Origin of the sequence: Fundicoccus ignavus, assembly GCF_009659375.1 — a bacterium.
GTDB lineage: Bacteria > Bacillota > Bacilli > Lactobacillales > Aerococcaceae > Fundicoccus > Fundicoccus ignavus.
Map to the genome: position 1 here is coordinate 36,477 of NZ_WJQT01000004.1, position 19,417 is coordinate 55,893.

The following is a 19,417-nucleotide window of genomic DNA, read 5'->3' on the forward strand; positions in this document are numbered from 1 at the left end:
AGATGGAAATTATTTTGATACGTCATGAGAAAGCGGAAGCACTTCAAGAAGGAAAGACGGACCGCGAACGCCACCTGACAGATAGCGGTGTTCTAGCGATGCAGGCGGTAGTTCCAGCTCTGAAAGCTCACTTAGGCACAGCGCCTGTCTTGCTGTGGACGAGCCCAGCAGTCAGAGCGCGCGAAACGGCAACGGTTATTATAGAAGCACTCGACTTAGAACCGGCAACGGAACACGACTTTATTTATACAGGAGAATTTGCGAAATTTGAAGCAGCTCTTGTTGATTTAGATGTTTCAGATGATGCGAAACTCTTAATATTCGGTCACGAACCGACGCTATCCGACTGGATTCACAAGCTGACCGGCGAACACGTCAAGATGAAGAAAGGCGATATGGCCAGCCTCTACCTCACCTCAGAATCACCATTCACTGCCAATTATTCCGGCAAAATATGACCCCACATAGCACGCGATATAAAATCATATTTTGGCTAAAGCCTCTAGACTAAGTAGTTGGTTTAGGGGCTTTTCGAGGTCTTATATTCCTAGGCTTCCACTTCAAAGTGGAAAATGACTGTTTATGAAAACCTTTACACGGGTAAACTTTGGCAATATGATTAGGTCAGCCAAAGGGTAATAGATTTACCTAAGTGGACTTCCACTTCGAAGAGGAAAAAGACGATTTCTGAGTGCGTTTACAAAGAGAACTGATTTTAACTATACTGAAAGCTCAGAAGTATTATGAGGAGGAGACGCAAAGTAAAATAGGTGGTCAGCAGTTAACAGGTTTGTTTAGGAGGAAAAAAGATGGAAAACAATTTTCTGGATAAATTATCAAATTCGCTCGGGGCTGTAGCGAATCGTATTAACAATTGGCGTTACATCAAAGTAATTAAAAATGCATTTGCGGCTTTACTACCGGTGATTATCGCTGGAGCCTTTGGAACGCTATTCTCAGCGATGGTCTTCGATTCAACCAATGGTTTAGCACGTATCGGCTTCTTAAGTTGGTTAGAACAATTGAAGCCAATTTCCGCATCGATCAGTTATGTCACTTTAAGTTTCTTAACCATTTATGCCGTATTCCTGATTGGGATTGAATTAGCTAAATTGAACAATGTCAAAGGGGTCTTCCCAGGGATTGTTGCGGTTATGTCTTACTTGGCGATTAACCCAACATTCGTAGAGTTTGCGGATGGCGACACCATGCATATTGTAGAGAATGTCCTAGGTAAACAATATACGGATACTAAAGGCTTATTCTTAGGGATGTTTGTCGCAATTATTTCGATTGAATTATATAGCTGGTTAGAAAACCAAGATCGCTTGAATATTAAAATGCCTGACAATGTGCCGTCTAACGTGTCTGCATCGTTCTCAGCATTATTACCAACTGTTTTAACCGTTTCGGCGATGGCTGCATTAGGTTTTGCAATCAAAGCTACCACAGGTTTATACGCCTATGACATTATGTACAAGATGATTCAAGAACCGCTTGAAGGCATCATTCAAGGTTTACCAGGAATCCTCTTCTTAATCTTTATTGCACAGTTATTCTGGGTAATCGGGATTCACGGAAACCAAATGGTCAAACCAATTCGCGAACCACTTTTACTAGGCGCAATTGCGATCAATACGGACGCATTCAATGCAGGTAAAGAATTACCAAATATTATTACAATGCCATTCTGGGACATGTACATGAGTATCGGAGGTTCAGGTGTAACGATTGGTTTACTAATCGCCATCTTCCTTGTAACGAAACGTAAAGATTACTTACAAATTGCGAAAATTTCTGCAGCACCAGGTATTTTCAATATCAACGAGCCTTTAATCTTCGGCCTACCGATTATGTTGAACCCAATTTTAGCGATTCCATTTATTTTAACCCCAATGGTAACTGGCGCGATTGGTTACTTCGCGACTGCCGTTGGTTTTGCAGGCAAGGCCGTTGTGATGGTTCCTTGGCCAACACCACCGATTATTAACGCCTACATCGCAACCGCTGGGAATATTGGTGCTGTGATTACGCAAATTATTTGTATCGTTGTCGCAGTTTTAATTTACTTACCATTCGTAAAAGTTGCAGACCGTATGGTTAAAGAAGAAGCCTAAGCCAAAATACTAATTTAGACACTTCTCGCATTAAAATACATGATGATAATAGGACGTATTCTGGCAGTGGAGAGAAGGAGGCAACATGAATTATTCGATACCGGAAAATTTTATCTTAGGTGCTGCGGCATCTGCTTGGCAAACGGAAGGTTGGTCTGGCAAGCAAGCGGGGCAAGATTCCTATTTGGATGCCTGGTATGAAGCCGAACCCTTTGTTTGGCATCAAGGCTATGGCCCAGCAGTTGCCACCGATTTTATGAATCAATATAAGACAGACGTTCGCTTGATGGCAGAAATCGGTTTGACGCATTATCGAACGTCCATTAACTGGTCACGCTTCTTTACTGATTATGAAAATTTGGTTGTCGATGAAGCTTACGCCCAACATATTAGTGATGTGATTAACGAATTATTAGAAGCCGGTGTAGAGCCGATGTTTTGCTTGGAACATTATGAATTACCGAAAGCTTTGATGGATCGCTATGATGGCTGGTCCTCTAAGCACGTGATTGATTTATTTGTGGAGTATGCACGGATTGTTTTTGAAAGATATGGCGACCGTGTGAAACATTGGTTTACATTTAATGAACCGATTGTGGTGCAAACTCGAGTTTACTTAGATGCGATTCGTTGGCCGCATGAACAGAATTCCAAGAAATGGATGTTATGGAATTACCATAAAGTACTGGCAACAGCGCGCGTCGTTGAAGTGTATAAAGCTGGTGGTTATGCAGGGCGCATTGGGTGTATCTTGAATCCAGAAATGGTTTACCCACGTTCTAGTTCGAAAGAAGATCAAGCAGCTGCACATTACTATGACTTATTGTATAATCGCGTATTCTTTGACCCGTTGGTGTTAGGTCAGTATCCGGAAGAGTTACTTGCATTGTGTCGTGAAAATGATATTTGGTTTGAGCCAACATCAGAAGAGTTGGCGCTGATTCGAGAGAATACCGTCGATTTTCTAGGCGTTAATCAATACTATCCTAAGCGGGTCAAAGCACAGCGGTTTGCTTGGGCGGAAGGTCAGCCTTTCCATCCGACGAAATATTATGAAGAGTTTGATTTGCCAGGTAAACAGATGAATAACTCTCGTGGATGGGAAATTTATCCAAGTATTATGTACGACATGGCAATGTATTTAACGGAAAACTATCCTGATTTAGATTGGTTTGTCGCTGAAAACGGAATGGGTCAAATGGATGAACAACGTTTTACAGATGAAACGGGCGTCATTCAAGATACTTATCGCATAGAGTTTATTCGTGAACATTTACGCTATTTGTTGAAAGCTGTTGAAGCAGGTGCTCGCTGTGAAGGCTACATGTTATGGGCCTTTACCGATTGTGTGTCACCCATGAATGCTTTCAAAAATCGCTATGGCTTAGTGTCTATTGATTTAGAAAATCAACGTGCTCGTTCTAAGAAAGCATCTGCAAATTGGTACGCAACTTTAATACGTGAGCGCCAATTACAAGTAGCTGACTTATCTGACGAGCCGAAATAAAAGAAAGAAGATGAAGGAAATGAGTAAAGTAAATATTATTTTAGTATGTTCTGCAGGTATGAGTACGAGTTTGCTTGTAACTAAGATGCAGAAAGCTGCCGAAGCGCGTGGCTTAGATGCCCATATCGAAGCGATCGCTTCTTCAGTTGCGGTGGATACATTGAAAGATACACCCGCAGATGTTTTATTGTTAGGCCCACAAGTCCGTTTTCTAGAAGCTGATTACAAAAAACGTTTCAATGAAATTGAAGTTGCGATGATTAGTCCTCAAGACTATGGCATGATGAACGGCGAAAAAGTATTAGATCAAGCACTTAGCTTAATCGGTTAATAGTCAAGTCCCTTTCTTTTAATAGGAGAGGGGCTTTTCTTGTAGTATAAAAGGAGTGTCGGTCTCCAGACCGACACGATTAGGGTATCTAATGTTGATGATTTAATCAAGGCGGATCAAAGAGTGGGAAGTTAGTGAGGAAAATTAAAAGCTCGGAAGAAATCGAATGTAGTTGTGTAGGGTATCAAGATATTAACTCTATTTTGTAATTATATTTATGATGAGAGGATATTCAATATAAATTAGCACTGACCTGGTCACCCGAACAGATTGTGGGTCGCGATTATCAAGAGAAACTATCCTTTAAAACAATCTATAACTGGATTTATGAAGGCATCTTAAATGTTTCCTTACAAGTTCTAAGACACAAAGGTAAACGTCGCCAACCTCAAGAAACACGTGGTAAGTTCAATATTGGTCGGCCTATCTCCAAACGACCTAAGTCAGTTAGAAACAGACAAGAGTTTGGACATTGGGAATTGGATACAATGGTTTCTTCACGTGGAAAGAGTAAAGGCTGTTTAGCGACTTTTGCAGAGCGTAAAAGTCGTTTATTCCTTGCTTTTCTGATACCTAACCGCACTAAAGATGCGATGCACAATGTAATTGAGCAGTTAACAAGTAATCTGCCTGAGCACGCCTTAAAATCATTTACTTCCGATCGCGGGAAAGAATTCGCTTGCTATCCAGAAGTAGAGGCATCAGGCATTGATTTCTACTTTGCGGATGCCTACAGCGCTTGGCAAAGAGGGACAAACGAAAATTCGAATGGCTTAATGCGCGAATTCTTTCCGAAGAAAACTGATTTAGCTAAAGTGAGTGAAACTGAATTATTCACGGCTTTATGGATAATGAATAATCGACCAAGAAAATGTCTGAATTATCAAACACCTTTAGAAAAATTCATGCACGAAACTTCATTGATTGAGTAAATAAAAAATTGTCGCAATAATTATTGCAATTCGTCTTATAAAAAAGGGATTCAATGTTCAAATTCGGAGTTTGAGTTTGAACATTGAATGATTGATTGCACGTGCCTCAGCTACTATCACAACCTTTGAGCGTAGCGTGGTGAATCATATTTTTCCTATGGGGTTCCGCTTTGAAGAGGAAGAAGTTCGTTTTTGAAAACCTTTACTCTTGGCTTGGGAAGCAATACAATTTAAGTAGAAAGAGGCCATTAGGAGGTGTTTCAACGTGGCAAATGTACAATTGAATCCAACGGAATTAGCGATTGTTCAGTTTTTGTTTGAACATGCTCATGATTATCAGTCGAGTAAGGTGTTGGCGAGTCAGATGGCAGTGTCGGATAAGACGGTGCGCAAGTATATTCGCGAGTTGGAATCGGTATTAGCGGCTTATGGTGCGAGCATTGAGATGAAAAAGGGTAGCGGCTATCGTTTGATTGTTGAGGATAATCAAGTATTCTATCAATTGATTGAGGCAATTCGTGATCAAAGGCACCAATTTGAGGATTCTTCTTTATTGGCAGATAATCAGGACCGTGAGCGTTATTTGTTAAATGCGATTCTATTGGAGAATCGTCAAGTGACCATTGAAGACTTAGCAGAGCAATTATACATTAGTAAGTCGACTGTTTCGACGGTCGTGCAAATTATTAAAAATCGAATTCGAAAATATGCGCTGAATATTGCTTATGATGCCGACGGTTATATTCAAGTTGTCGGGCAGGAAGTTGATAAACGACGGTTTATCTTGAATTATTTTTTCGCGCCGAAGTCAGTGGATTCGTTGAATGCGGATTTAATTGATTATAAATTTGACGGTTTTTCGACAGAAACCATCTTTATTATCGTGTTAGAAAAATGCCGTGAGTTTGAAGTGCGGTTATCGGATTATGTCTTACAGAATTTGGTGCTGCATATTGCGTTAGCGATTAAACGTAATGAGAAAGGTTTTGTTATCAATAAAACGTTTGATGACCAGCAACTTGAATACAGTAAAGAGTTATTTGTAGCGGAGAAAATCGTTAATAGTATTGAAAGTCTCATAGATATCAAGTTTCCAGAAGATGAAGCGAAATATATCGCCTTGCATTTGAAATCCAAGGCCAATCGCTTGGACACCTCAGTAGCGAAAACTGATTCTGGAACTGATTCGGTAGCGGGTGCTGAGATTGGAACCAATCAGCCAGCTTCGAGCGTGGCAAGCCCGACGCAGGCATTGAATCAAACTAGTTTGACACTCGAAAAGCAACTGACATTAGCTTTGATGGTCATGCAAGAACAAGGTGACATTCAGTTTAATCTAGATCAACAGTTGTTGATGGGTTTGATGGTTCACTTTGAACCTTTGTTGACTCGATTGAAAACGGGGATTTCTTTACAGAACCCATTGTATGATGAGCTAACGACTAAATACCCAGAAGTGTTAACGGCTACTAAAAAAGGCATGCAGAATCTACAGGTCTTACAGGACTACGAGGTCAACAATCATGAATGGGCATATATTTCCCTGCATATGTTGGCCGCATGTGAACGGTATAAAAATGACCATAAAGTGAATGCGATAGTGATTTGTGCAACAGGACTAGGGAGTGCGCAAATGTTAAAAAGTCGTCTTGAACATGAATTCGCAGCCAACTTAGTGATTGTTGATGTCATTTCTTACTATCAATTAAAGGATGAAATGTTGACGGATATTGATTTGATTATTTCAACTATCGATATCTCAACGAGCTTTTACAACATTCCCGTCGTGAAAGTGAGTGTCTTTCTAAATAAACAAGACATTGAAGCATTGAATTTACATATTGAAAGACAAGGACGAGGTATTGAGAGCAGTGGAATGAAACGAGGACCTGAGACAACTCAATCACTGTCAGCCATAAGTAAACATACCCCATCTACACAAGATGAATTGGAGAATATTTTTAACCGCTACTTAAGTCCAGAACGGTTTATTATAATCGGCGATACGGATGCAACGAGTGGAGTTGTTGAACTAAGTGAGACGAATGAAGTGGCTGAGACAAACACCGCAAACAACAAGCAGCCAATAAGTGAGCCTACTCGCCAAACGGTTCTGGCTCAACTGATTGAGAAACTGAGTGACCCGCGACATAACTTAACGTTCGTGACGGATTTGTTGAATCAGATTGAAATTCGTGAACGCTTTGGTTCGGTTGCCTTCACAAAACGTGTGGCTTTTCCGCACCCAGCTCAACCGGTTGGTTTAACGAGTGAAATCGTGGTCGGCCTAATTCCAGGTGGCATGCAATGGGATGCGGAGCACAGAGAGATCCAAATGGTTATTCTCATGTCGCATTCGAAAATTGAAAACAAAGGCTTGGACGTAATCAATAGTGGTCTAGCCGAACTAATTAAACACGAAGAGAAAGTCACCGCGATTCTGGAACAACCGACGTTCGATAATTTTAAACAAATATTTATGGAGATTGTGAGGGATTAAGCGCCATGATAAATATCATGTTAGTATGCTCAGCAGGCATGAGCACCAGTATGTTAGTGAGTGCCATGAATGATGCGATACGCATTAGTGGCATTGAGGCGACAGTTTTGGCTAAACCGTCAACTGAAGCGATGGACTATTTGGAACAAGCGACGATTGACGTGGTGTTGATTGGCCCTCATGTTCGATTTTTTGAAGAAACCTTTCGCGTGCCACTTGCCGAAAAGAACATTCCGATGGCGGTCATTAACCCGCTCGATTACGGTAGGATGAATGGCGCTAGCGTCTTGCAACAAGCATTTAATTTACTCAAAGGATAGGTGAAATAGTATGGAAGATAACAATTTAGCAGTGATGAACTTAATTATTAACGCAGGGGATGCCAAGAGTAGCGCAATGGAGGCAATTTATGCCGCCAAGAAACAAGATATTACTGGTGCCCGTGAGAAAATCAAGGAAGCCAATCTTAAAATCAATAAAGCGCACAACTCGCAAACGGACCTCTTGACCGCTGAAGCCAATGGCAACCACGCGGAAATCACGCTCTTGATGATTCATGCTCAAGACCACCTGATGACTGCACTCACATTTCTAGACTTGGCCAAAGAATTAGTCGACGTTTATGATACCATTCAGAATATGACCCAACAAAGTGAGGCGAATTAATCCATGACGAAATTTCTCTGGGGTGGCGCTACAGCTGCTAATCAAGTTGAAGGTGCTCATCTTAAAGATGGGCGTGGCTTATCCAATATTGATTTGTTACCGCATGGTAAAGACCGTCTAGCCATCGCCCAAGGCCATCTAGCTTATGATAAAGCGGATGCGGACGCGTTTTACCCTTCACACGAAGCAGTCGATTTTTATCATCATTATCAAGAAGATATCGCCTTAATGGCAGAAGCGGGTCTGAATGCCTACCGCTTCTCGATTGCCTGGTCACGTATTTACCCAACGGGACTTGAAGCGACACCAAATGAAGCGGGTCTACAATTTTACGAACAAGTGATTGACGAACTACTACGAAACGGTATCGAACCCATTGTGACGATTTGTCATTTTGATGTTCCTAAAGGTTTGATAGACGCTTGCGGTTCTTGGCGCAGTCGTGAAATGATCGCTCACTATGAGAAATATGCGGTCACACTATTTGAACACTTTAAAGGTAAAGTCAAATACTGGATAAGCTTTAATGAAATCAATATGATTCTACACAAACCCTTTACAGGGGCAGGCATCACGATTGGACCTGATGAAAAGCGCCAAGAAATTATTTATCAAGCGGCTCACTATGAAATGGTCGCAAGTGCCTTAGTCACCAAACGTTTACGTGAAATTGACCCAGCTGCACAATTGGGTGCGATGTTGGCAGCCGGTGACTACTATCCTTATAGTGCGAATCCCGCCGATGTGCGCCTTGCGCAAGAAAATAATCAAAAGAACTTCTTCTTTTTAGATGTCCAAGGACGTGGTGCTTACCCGCAATGGGCGCTGAGAACCTTTGAACGCGAAGGTTTAGACATAGACATGACAGAGGAAGATTTAGCTACTTTAGCGGCATATCCGTGTGACTTTATTTCTTTTTCTTATTATGCCTCACGCACGTCTAAAGCCGATACCAGTGATGTTGAACTCAATACTGGGAATGCGGCCGGTGGGGTGGTGAACCCTTATTTAGACAAATCTGAATGGGGTTGGATGATTGATCCACTCGGTTTACGAATTGTAATGAACACCATCTGGGATCGCTACCAGAAACCTCTGATGTTGGTTGAGAATGGCCTGGGCGCAAAGGATGAAGTTACAGCAGATGGTCATATTCAGGATGATTACCGCATTGCTTACCTCAAAGCGCATTTAAACGAGATGGAAATCGCGATGCAAGAAGATGGCATTCCGTTAATTGGCTTCACAATGTGGTCGTTCATTGACCTGGTGTCGTCTTCAACGGGTGAAATGTCTAAACGCTACGGCCTTGTTTATGTTGACCGTGATGATGCAGGAAAAGGAACTCAAAAACGTTTGAAAAAAGCTTCTTTTGACTGGTTCAAAGAGTATATCGCCACGAGATAAGGGAGAAGATTATCGTAATATATTTAGCGAGTGTCGATATCGGCACAACCAATTTGAAAATCAACTTATTTACGCCAACTAATGAATTATTGGCCGCCGTCACCTATGCCCATTCTGAAATCAGCCAAAATACGACCCTATTCGAGCTGTCCGTTGACGAAATCTACACCAATTTGACCAAAGGCTTGTTGAAACTCAAAAAACGCTTTGGCCTGGACGAATTAGAAATAGTCTTAACTACCGCAATGCACAGTGTTCAATTATTGACGGCAGACTATGCGCCGATTGGTGGCTTAGTAACTTGGGCGGACCAACGCGGAGCTGTAAGCCTGAATTCGGCTTCTTTAGCCGAACGCCAAGCGCAATACATGCGTACCGGAACGCCGAGCCATACGATGAATCCATTCTATAAATTACGTGATTTGGATTTGTCAGAAGCGACCTTCATCGGTTCGCTTAAAGACGTTATCTTCTACCGCTTAACAGGTGAGTGGGCTTTGGACCGCAGCAATGCCGCTGCAAGTGGCTTGCTGAACTTAGCCAGTCTTGATTGGGATTGGGAATCATTAGTACGCTTAGGCTTGGCGCCAGCTCAATTGCCGCGTTTGGTGGAAATCGACTACAGTGCTGCATCACAACTTACGGATTTACCTGCGCGCGTGACGATTGGGACATCGGATGGCATCTCATCTAATTATGTCTTTGCGGACTTAAGCGATGTCGCCGTATTATCGATTGGCACGAGTCATGCGGTGCGTGTGATTGCTGAAAAACCAAACGTTAATCCTGCCTATCAAAACTTTGCCTACTATATTAAGGAAGACGCTTATTTATTAGGCTTGCCGAGCAATAATGGAGCCGATGTTTTAGCTTGGGCCCAGCGTATCTTTAATTGTAGCTTTGAGGAGCTAGATCAAGTGGCATCGCAACGCCCTAAAGGTCGGGAAATCTTTCTGCCTTATATCAACGGCGAACGCGCCCCGAAATGGGACGAGTCACTTTTAGCTGAGTTTTTCGCCTTGAGTCGCACCAGTAGTCGCGAAAGTGTTCTGTATGCCATCATTCTGGGGATGATGTTTAATATTAAGCAAAACGTCGAAGCACTCGCTGAATTAGCCGATTTTTCTGCACTTGGCGTGGTCGGTGGCGTGATGAAGTTACCGCATTTCAGCCAATTACTCTGTGATATTTTAGGTTACCCGCTCTATATACCTACCTTGGAAAATGCGGAAACGCTGGGCAGTATCTCGGTCGCCCACCATCAACTCTTTCAGAATGAGTATCGCGTACTCCAACCCAATCCAACTAGCGATTTCAAGGAACACTATGCGCGTTACTTGGAAAAAGCTAACCGTGACAATTAACTTAAGCAGATTGAATACTAAGACGTGTTAACAATTATAAGATCCTATCCAAAGCCTTAGACTACGTAAGTGGTTTAAGGTTTTCTTTTATAATTTAAGGTTTTATAAGTTTTATGTTGATTTATCAAGCTTTATACTACGTTCAGCTAATTGTTTTCCAATGCGGAGGTCGCTTTCAAAGCCTCACTGACGTTCGTGCTTTTCCAGCTCAATCGGCTAAGCTCTGTCAATTTTGTTTTCTCAAAAATCAGAGCAGCTGTGCCGATTGTCCATTATCTGTCTCGGTACCACTTTGGAAAACAAGTCGCGGAGTTGCACTTAGTGTTCCAAAAAAGTATCGCTGTATTATCATCCTGAAATTGCTAAATAGAATTTCAGGGTCTCGGAAGAGTTCGTGGTGTTCTAATCCTAATCATATGCGAGAATTTGAAACTAAGACACGATTCTCAATAAATCGTGTTTGACTTTTGAAAACTGGGACACGACTCGCACGCTATCGTGCTCCACTTTTTGAAACTGAGACATGATTCTAAAAGCAATCATCAGTTTCGCCTTGATTGACTAACATAATGCTTTACGAAAGCGGTGAGTTTATCAATCATATGTGAATACACACTATGCTAAAATGAGCTGCATTTATTTATCTAAATCACCACGTTGCTGGATTTAGATAAATATTGTGGCTGAAGTTGATGGAAATCAAGTTGCTTTACTGAGAGGCGCCCTATACTAAGAGTGTAGAGAAAATATGGAGGCGATAAAGATGCAAAAGGCAATTTTAAGTCAGAAGAATAGAATCGCGATAATGAGTGGAAGTTTAATTGTGTTAGGATTTTTCGCGCGGTTAGTACTGGGGAATGAGTGGCTATTCACGTTGGCGTTTATGCTAGCGTCCATCTTGGGGGTGGCACCGATTGCGATACAAGCTTATCAAGCTTTGAAAGTGAAGGTGGTTAGTAGTGGTTGAAGGTTTTTTTAGTCTGAGAATTTGTAAATTTTATGTTGATTTACCAAGTTTTGAACTGCCCTTGTCAAGTAGACAGGGGCAGTTCAATTGCCTAGATTCTAACCGGTTTTCAAGATGTCTATTTACATCATTAACACTATTCATTGCTTCAATAAAAGAAAAGCGAAGAGCAAAAGGAGTGTCGACCAATAGGCCGACACGATATAAATGCCCTGTTGATCTAATCTAATCGTCGTGACCCATGGACACGACACTGCCTTGGTTTTTTCTTTAGTACAAGGGATTATAATATAAGCTTTATATTAATTTGGCAAACTTTGTGCTTCGCTCAGCCTGTTGTTTTCCTAGGCGGTGGCCAATTTCAAAGTCTTCACTGACGCTCGTACTTTACCAGCTCAATCGTCTAGGCTCAGACTACAAAAAGATAGCGATTGAACGGGTGACCCATAGAGAGTAAACCGAAGCCACTTAACAACAGAACGATACCGACCAATAGGAATTGTCCTTGGCGGTTTTTGAGTAAATATTGTAACATACCCCCCTCATTTGAGATATGATTCACAAATGTATAGCTGAAAGCACGTTAATTCAAGCTTTATCGCCATTAATAACTAGCTTCAATTGTGTTTTTAGTTTAAACTAGTAATTAATTGGATGAGCGGCCACACGTTTTTTATTTAGAATGATTCTAATTAACTTGATTATAGCACGAATAGTTTTAAAGGCAACCAATCTATCAAAAGTCAATAAAACTAATATCTTTGAGGCTGTGTAAGTAATGGAAGTTAAGTTTAAGTTAGAATCTTTTTCTGGCGTGTGTCAAAAGCATGTGCTATGATGTTGTGCATATAGGGCTAGTATTTCTATATAAAATTTGAATATTTTCTATCTTCCCTTAACATCTTAGAAGCAAACTCATTTACACAATCCCATATATTTTGAGTGCTAGGAGGTTTACTATGTTTGAAGATGGAGTTGTAAAATATGTTTATATAGCAAACAATCTAAAAAAACAAATCGAAGATGGCGAGTATAAGTATGGCGAAACGATTCCATCCGAGAATGAATTGACGAAGCTATATGACGTTAGTCGCCATACAATCCGCGAAGCGATTTCTTTATTAGTGAAAGATCGCTATGTTCGTAAAGAAAAAGGGTCAGGCACCTACGTGTGTTTTGATGCTGCAGATATGTCGCTTCAAAACGAGAAGCCACTATTAGTGGGCGTTATTACAACTTATTTGTCAGACTATATTTTCCCATCGATTATTCGCGGGATTGAAAAAGAGTTAAATAAAGAAAATATTGGTTTGTTGATTGCCAGTACCCATAACAATTATGAAGACGAAGAAAACGCCTTGCGTAAAATGATTAGTAATAACGTCGATGGTTTAATTATTGAGCCAACTAAATCGAGTTATTTCAATCCGAATACCAATCTTTACCTTGACCTAAACGCCAAAGGTATTCCTTTTGTGATGTTGAATTCAACCTACAGCGAATTTGATACAAACTCCGTCGGCTCCAATGACGAACGCGCAGGTTTTATCGCCACAGAATATCTAATCAAAAAAGGTCATTCGAAGATACTCGCCATTATGAAAATTGATGATAAACAAGGTAAGTACCGTTTGAAAGGTTATGTGAGAGCATTTGCGGATCACCAATTATCTTTTGCGAATGATGCGATTGTCACTTATGAAACCGAAGATAAGTTTGACATTCAAGCAAAACTTGAAGCAATCGATTTAAGCCAGTATACGGCAGTTATTTGTTATAACGATGAAGTCGCCTTACAAGTGGGCAATTATTTCAATGCGAAAGGCATCCGTATTCCAGAAGATATTTCAATTGTCAGCCATGATGATTCGATCTTAAGTGATAATTTTATTCCACCCATTACGAGTGTCAGTCATCCAAAAGAGCGCCTCGGAATAGAGGCTGCGCGTTGGATTGTCGCAGCTATTCGCGGACAAGTTAAAGAAAGCAATCAAATGTTATTTGCGCCACACATTGTGGAAAAAGCATCCGTTAAGCAATTGACGGATAATGATTAAGAATATTCAGTCTACTGCAGATGCGGTAGGCTTTTTTTATATAAGAATTTATAAGTTTTATGTTGATTTATCAAGCTTTGTACTACGCTCATAGTCAGAGCAAGCTGTTTTATTAATAACGAAGGGTTGCCCTTTGTACCGCTTTGGAAAACAAGTCGCTGAGCTACGTTAAGTATTCCAACAAAAGTAAAGCGATATACTCAAATAAAAACTGTTAACTAGAATTTAAAAAAGTCAAGTTGTATGGTTATGTGATATGTGGAAAGTCCATAGTTGTACGGTTATAATTGCTAACAAATAATAAAAATGTAAAAGATAAAAACTTTAAATTTTAGGTTTTTATCAGAATAAAAGCTTGTTTGATAAGTGTTTTGCGGCTTTTTGTTTGAAAGAAAGATTTGGTCAAAATACTACAACACACAACTTGTCCGTATAATCATTGTTGCTATTTAAAAATCTGTATGGTATATTTTGTTTGTAAATGAAAGCGCTTATTAAGAGGTGAGGAAATGACAATTGAAGTCATCAAACAAAAACTTGCGCAAAATGAGACTAGTTTAGGGATTGAATTAGGGTCAACGCGAGTGAAGGCAGTCTTAATTGATGATGCATTTAACGTGATTGCGAGTGGAGATTCGCAATGGGAAAACGAATTGAACGAAGCGGGTTTTTGGACATATCAAGAAGAGCTTATTTGGGAAAAGTTACAAGAGGCATATGGACAACTCAAAGCAAATGTGAAAGCAACTTATGATCACGAGTTAACTTCTTTTGGTTCAATCGGATTTAGTGCCATGATGCACGGCTATATTGCTTTGAATCAAGTGGGTGAACTATTAGTGCCATTTAGAACATGGCGCAATGGTAACACAGATGAAGCGACAAAAGTTTTATCGGAATTATTTAAATTTAATGTTCCACATCGTTGGAGTGTCGCACATCTTTACCAAGCGATGTTAAATCAAGAAGCACATTTAGATGAACTTAAACAAATCACAACGTTAGCAGGTTATGTTCATGAAAAATTAACCGGCGAACACGTACTAGGAATTGGCGATGCTTCTGGAATGTTCCCGATTGATAGTCAAACGAAAAATTATCACCAATCAATGTTGCAAGCGTTTGATCAAGCGACACGTGAGTTGGGGTATGACGTTCAAATTGCAGACCTTCTTCCGCAAGTCTTGTTAGCAGGTCAAGTCGCAGGTAAGTTAACAGAAGCTGGTGCCAGCTTATTGGATCCATCAGGTCAATTAGTTGCTGGCATTCCTTTAGCGCCTCCTGAAGGTGACGCGGGAACTGGAATGGTCGCAACGAATTCAGTGAAGCCTGGTACAGCTAACGTATCCGCTGGAACATCCGCTTTTGCGATGGTGGTCTTAGATAAAGCCCTTAAAGGTGTTTATCCAGAAATCGACATTGTGACGACACCAGACGGTGAAGATGTTGCAATGGTTCATATTAATAACTGTACATCCGAAATCAATTATTGGTTGTCGCTCTTTGAAGAAGTGTTCGACACGATGGGTGTGGAAGTTTCGACGAACGATTTATATACAAAGCTCTTTAATAAATCACAGGAAGCTGATTCGGATACAGGACAAATCCTAATGTATGGTTTCCATTCAGGAGAAAACAGTGTCAATGTGGAACATGGGCGCCCAATGTTAGTTCGAAATCCAAATGGTCGCTTCAATTTAGCGAACTTTATGCAAGCGAATTTAAATTCAGCTTTTGCCAGCATGAAGTTTGGCATTAATATTTTATTAAAAGAGGAAGGTATTGAAATTTCAAATACTGTGGCTCACGGCGGAATTTTTAAAACGCCATTGATTGCTCAACAAGTTTTAGCTTCGGTGATGCAGTCTTCCGTTACTGTCATGGAGACAGCGGGCGAGGGTGGTGCTTGGGGGATGGCAGTTCTAGCTGCTTATATCCAAACGCATGCAACACAACCTTTAGCTGAGTACTTAGCAAACGAAGTGTTTAAAGCGGCAGAGTCTGTGACGGTTGAAGTGGATGCTGAAGATTCGGCAGCTTACCAACAATATATTGAAGGTTTTGAAAAAGCTTTACCGTTACAACAAGAAGCAGCCAAGTATATTTAAGGAGTTGAAAGAATGTTAGAAGCATTAAAGCAACAGGTTTATGAAGCGAATTTAGAACTGCCGAAACATGGGCTCGTTAAATTCACTTGGGGAAACGTCAGTGCAGTCGATCGTGAACAAAAACTGATCGTCATCAAACCGAGTGGTGTTGCCTATGAGAATATGACAGCAGATGACATGGTAGTTGTCGACTTCGAGGGGAATCTTGTTGAAGGTAAATTAAATCCTTCATCTGATACAGCAACTCACGTGGTACTGTACAATGCCTTTGAAGAAATTGGTGGCATTGTTCATACGCATTCGCCTTGGGCGACAAGTTGGGCACAAGCAGGCGTTGATGTGCCAGCACTAGGTACGACGCATGCGGATACTTTCTACGGAGATGTTCCCTGTGCAAGATTCTTAACTGAAGCCGAAATTGATCGCGCTTATGAAAAAGAAACGGGTTATGCGATTATCGAAACGTTTAAAGAGCGTGGGATTGATCCAATGGCAGTGCCGGCCGTTCTCTTAAAAGGACACGGGCCGTTTACTTGGGGTAAAACGCCTGAAGCAGCTGTGATGAACTCAGTTGTACTTGAAGAAGTGTGTCGTATGAACTACTATGCTAAATCAATTAATCCATTATCGAGTGTGTTACCACAAGCGGTCTTGGATAAACATTATTTACGTAAACATGGAAAAAACGCCTATTATGGGCAAGGAAATTAGGAGGAAACTATGCAAGCAGATAAAAAAGTATTCTGGTTCGTCGTGGGAAGTCAACATTTATATGGAGAAGAAGTATTACAACAAGTAAGTGACCATGCGAAGGAAATTGTCGCAGGATTAAATGAAAAAGCACCTTTCGAAATCGTGTTAAAAGATATCGTGAAGACAGCGGATGAAATTACAGCCGTTGTGAAAGAAGCAAACTACCAAGATAATGTCGCAGGTATTATTACTTGGATGCATACATTCTCACCAGCTAAGATGTGGATCCAAGGGATGAAATTATTACAAAAACCTTTACTACATTTAGCGACTCAATTTAACGAGAGTATTCCTTGGGAAACAATTGATATGGACTTTATGAACTTGAACCAAGCAGCGCATGGTGACCGTGAATATGGTTTTATCAATGCTCGTTTGAAGAAAAACAATAAAATTATCGTTGGTTACTGGGGTTCTGAAAAAGTTCAGGCTGATTTAGCTAAGTGGATGAAAGTTGCGAATGCCTATATTGCAAGCCATTCAATTAAAGTAGCGCGTTTCGGTGACAACATGCGTAATGTTGCAGTAACTGAAGGTGACAAAGTTGAAGCAGCCATCCAATTCGGTTGGACAGTAGACTACTTCGGAATTGGTGATTTAGTTGCTGAAATGAATCAAGTATCAGAAGCAGATGTTGAGGCGTTATACTCAGAAATCAAAGACTTATATGACTTCGATTTAGGTGCTAATACACAAGAAGCTTTTGATGCAAGCGTTAAAGAACAATTGAAAATTGAAATTGCTCTCGAAAGATTTATGGATGCAGGTGGCTACAATGCCTTTACATCGAACTTTGAAGACTTACACGGCATGAAACAATTGCCAGGTTTAGCTGTTCAACGTTTAATGGCTAAAGGTTATGGTTTTGCTGGAGAAGGTGACTGGAAAACAGCTGCCCTTGACCGCTTGTTGAAAGTAATGACATTGAACCAAAATACTGGTTTCATGGAAGATTATACTTACGAATTAGCGACAGGCCAAGAAGCAATTTTGCAATCACACATGTTAGAAGTAGACCCGTGTTTAGCAGCTAATAAGCCAGTTGTTAAAGTAGAGCCTTTAGGTATTGGTGGTAAAGAAGATCCAGCACGTCTTGTCTTTGATGGAAAAGCCGGCGATGGGGTAGTTATTTCAATGGCTGACTTCGGTACACACTACAAATTATTAATTAACGATGTGGAATTATTTACGCCAGAAGTGGCAGCGCCTAAGTTACCCGTAGCGCGCGTAATGTGGAAAGTAAAACCAGACTTCCACTCAGGAGTGACAAAATGGATTCAGGAAGGCGGTGGACACCACACGGTAGTTTCATTGGATGCAGACAGTGATCAAATCATTGATTTAGCAAAAATGTTCAACTTAGACTATGTGCTGATTAACTAGATTCATTACTAATCGATTTGACAATAACTCAGCATCACTTGTCTCAACAAGTGATGCGAGTGAGTTAAAGTCAAAGTAAACAGACGATAATAAATCGTTATGCTTTCGCAATTATGCAAGCGTTGTCAAGACTTAAAGCTAATAAAAATAAAATTGAGCATTAGCCTTAGAGGGCTAAACCAGGAGGAAAATCATGAAAAAGACTATGAAAAAATTAGTTACGTTTACTTTAGCAGCATTAACAGCTACAACTATTGCTTTACCTACAGCATTCGCACAAGATGATGTACCATTCGTAGGGATTTCAATGCCAACTCAATCAGCAGAGCGTTGGATTGCAGATGGTAACTTTTTAGTAGAACAATTAGATGAACTAGGTTATGAATCATCACTACAATATGGTGAAGATAACGTATCGAACCAAGTGGCACAAATCGAGAACATGATTACTTTAGGTGTGGATTATTTAGTTATTGCATCAATTGACGGATCTGCTTTAACAGAAGTGTTAAAACAAGCAGGGGAACAAGGTATTACAGTAATTGCTTATGACCGTTTATTAATGAATACTGAGCACGTAGACTACTATGTTACATTTGACAACTTCCAAGTTGGGGTTATCGGAGCTACTTATATTGAAGAAGCATTAGGACTTCAAGATGGTAATGGTCCATTTAACATTGAATTATTTGGTGGTTCACCAGACGACAACAATGCTGTTATCAACTTTGAAGGTGTAATGTCTGTCTTCCAACAATATTTTGATAATGGTCAATTAGTTGTTCCTTCAGGACAAACAGAGTTTAACCAAATTGCAACATTACGTTGGGATGGTTCTACAGCTCAATCACGTATGGATAACTTACTAAGTGCGAACTATACAGACCAAAAATTAGACGCAGTATTATCACCATATGATCCAATTAGTTTAGGTGTTATTTCATCATTGAAAGGTATCGGTTACGGTTCTGAAGAGCAACCATTACCAGTAATTACTGGACAAGATGCAACAGTTGCAGGTTTACAATCAATTATTAAAGGTGAACAAACACAAACAATCTTTAAGAATACGCAAGAATTGGGAATTATCACTGCTGGTATGATCAAAGCTTTAGAAGCTGGCGAAGAAGTTGAAGTAAATGATACTGAAACTTACGACAACGGCTCAAAAGTAGTACCAACTTACATGGCAGAACCAATTTCTATTGATATTAATAACTTCTACGAAATATTAATTGAACAAACTGGTTACTACACACCTGAAGATTTAGGTATTGAAGCACGTTAATTTTATTACCAGGTATCCTAATGGAACTCTTTTATTA

General features: G+C 40.4%; 15 protein-coding genes and 1 pseudogene. All 16 read left to right on the forward strand.

Features of this window, described 5'->3' with window-relative positions:
- Positions 1-2: 2 nt before the first annotated feature.
- The 16 genes and pseudogenes from GF867_RS04335 to chvE all read left to right on the forward strand — a co-directional run bounded on the left by GF867_RS04335 (position 3) and on the right by chvE (position 19,380).
- Positions 3-458 carry a SixA phosphatase family protein gene (locus GF867_RS04335; RefSeq protein ID WP_172973954.1) on the forward strand — a complete coding sequence of 152 codons (456 nt, stop codon included), beginning with the start codon at positions 3-5 and terminating at the stop codon, positions 456-458.
- 351 nt (positions 459-809) lie between these two features.
- Entirely contained in the window at positions 810-2,117 is a 1,308-nt protein-coding gene (locus GF867_RS04340) for a PTS sugar transporter subunit IIC (RefSeq protein WP_153831894.1), read from the forward strand.
- Positions 2,118-2,202: 85 nt separating this feature from the next.
- Positions 2,203-3,624 (forward strand): glycoside hydrolase family 1 protein, encoded by a 1,422-nt coding sequence (locus GF867_RS04345; RefSeq protein ID WP_153831895.1) that lies wholly within the window; start codon positions 2,203-2,205, stop codon positions 3,622-3,624.
- 19 nt (positions 3,625-3,643) lie between these two features.
- Positions 3,644-3,955 (forward strand): PTS sugar transporter subunit IIB, encoded by a 312-nt coding sequence (locus tag GF867_RS04350; RefSeq protein WP_153831896.1) that lies wholly within the window; start codon positions 3,644-3,646, stop codon positions 3,953-3,955.
- Positions 3,956-4,185: 230 nt separating this feature from the next.
- Positions 4,186-4,887, forward strand: a pseudogene (locus GF867_RS04355) (IS30 family transposase); the annotation flags it as partial.
- A 265-nt stretch (positions 4,888-5,152) separates the two neighbouring features.
- Complete coding sequence (locus GF867_RS04360; RefSeq protein WP_153831898.1) at positions 5,153-7,387, forward strand: BglG family transcription antiterminator; 2,235 nt, start codon at positions 5,153-5,155, stop codon at positions 7,385-7,387.
- Positions 7,388-7,392: 5 nt separating this feature from the next.
- Entirely contained in the window at positions 7,393-7,707 is a 315-nt protein-coding gene (locus GF867_RS04365) for a PTS sugar transporter subunit IIB (RefSeq protein ID WP_153831899.1), read from the forward strand.
- Between the two features lie 10 nt (positions 7,708-7,717).
- Complete coding sequence (locus GF867_RS04370; protein ID WP_153831900.1) at positions 7,718-8,053, forward strand: PTS sugar transporter subunit IIA; 336 nt, start codon at positions 7,718-7,720, stop codon at positions 8,051-8,053.
- Between the two features lie 3 nt (positions 8,054-8,056).
- Positions 8,057-9,460, forward strand: coding sequence for a 6-phospho-beta-glucosidase (locus GF867_RS04375; protein ID WP_153831901.1), 1,404 nt, complete (start codon positions 8,057-8,059; stop codon positions 9,458-9,460).
- A 17-nt stretch (positions 9,461-9,477) separates the two neighbouring features.
- Positions 9,478-10,824: an FGGY family carbohydrate kinase gene (locus GF867_RS04380; protein ID WP_366927751.1), complete on the forward strand. Its 1,347-nt coding sequence runs from the start codon at positions 9,478-9,480 to the stop codon at positions 10,822-10,824.
- Positions 10,825-11,587: 763 nt separating this feature from the next.
- Positions 11,588-11,791, forward strand: a complete 204-nt coding sequence (locus GF867_RS04385; RefSeq protein WP_153831903.1) for a hypothetical protein — start codon at positions 11,588-11,590, stop codon at positions 11,789-11,791.
- Between the two features lie 959 nt (positions 11,792-12,750).
- Positions 12,751-13,848, forward strand: a complete 1,098-nt coding sequence (locus GF867_RS04390; RefSeq protein ID WP_153831904.1) for a GntR family transcriptional regulator — start codon at positions 12,751-12,753, stop codon at positions 13,846-13,848.
- Between the two features lie 509 nt (positions 13,849-14,357).
- Positions 14,358-15,956 carry a xylulokinase gene (locus tag GF867_RS04395; protein ID WP_153831905.1) on the forward strand — a complete coding sequence of 533 codons (1,599 nt, stop codon included), beginning with the start codon at positions 14,358-14,360 and terminating at the stop codon, positions 15,954-15,956.
- Between the two features lie 12 nt (positions 15,957-15,968).
- Positions 15,969-16,667: an L-ribulose-5-phosphate 4-epimerase gene (locus GF867_RS04400; RefSeq protein WP_153831906.1), complete on the forward strand. Its 699-nt coding sequence runs from the start codon at positions 15,969-15,971 to the stop codon at positions 16,665-16,667.
- A 9-nt stretch (positions 16,668-16,676) separates the two neighbouring features.
- Complete coding sequence (araA, locus tag GF867_RS04405) at positions 16,677-18,092, forward strand: L-arabinose isomerase (RefSeq protein WP_153831907.1); 1,416 nt, start codon at positions 16,677-16,679, stop codon at positions 18,090-18,092.
- Positions 18,093-18,285: 193 nt separating this feature from the next.
- Positions 18,286-19,380, forward strand: a complete 1,095-nt coding sequence (gene chvE, locus GF867_RS04410) for a multiple monosaccharide ABC transporter substrate-binding protein (RefSeq protein ID WP_153831908.1) — start codon at positions 18,286-18,288, stop codon at positions 19,378-19,380.
- Positions 19,381-19,417 lie beyond the last annotated feature (37 nt).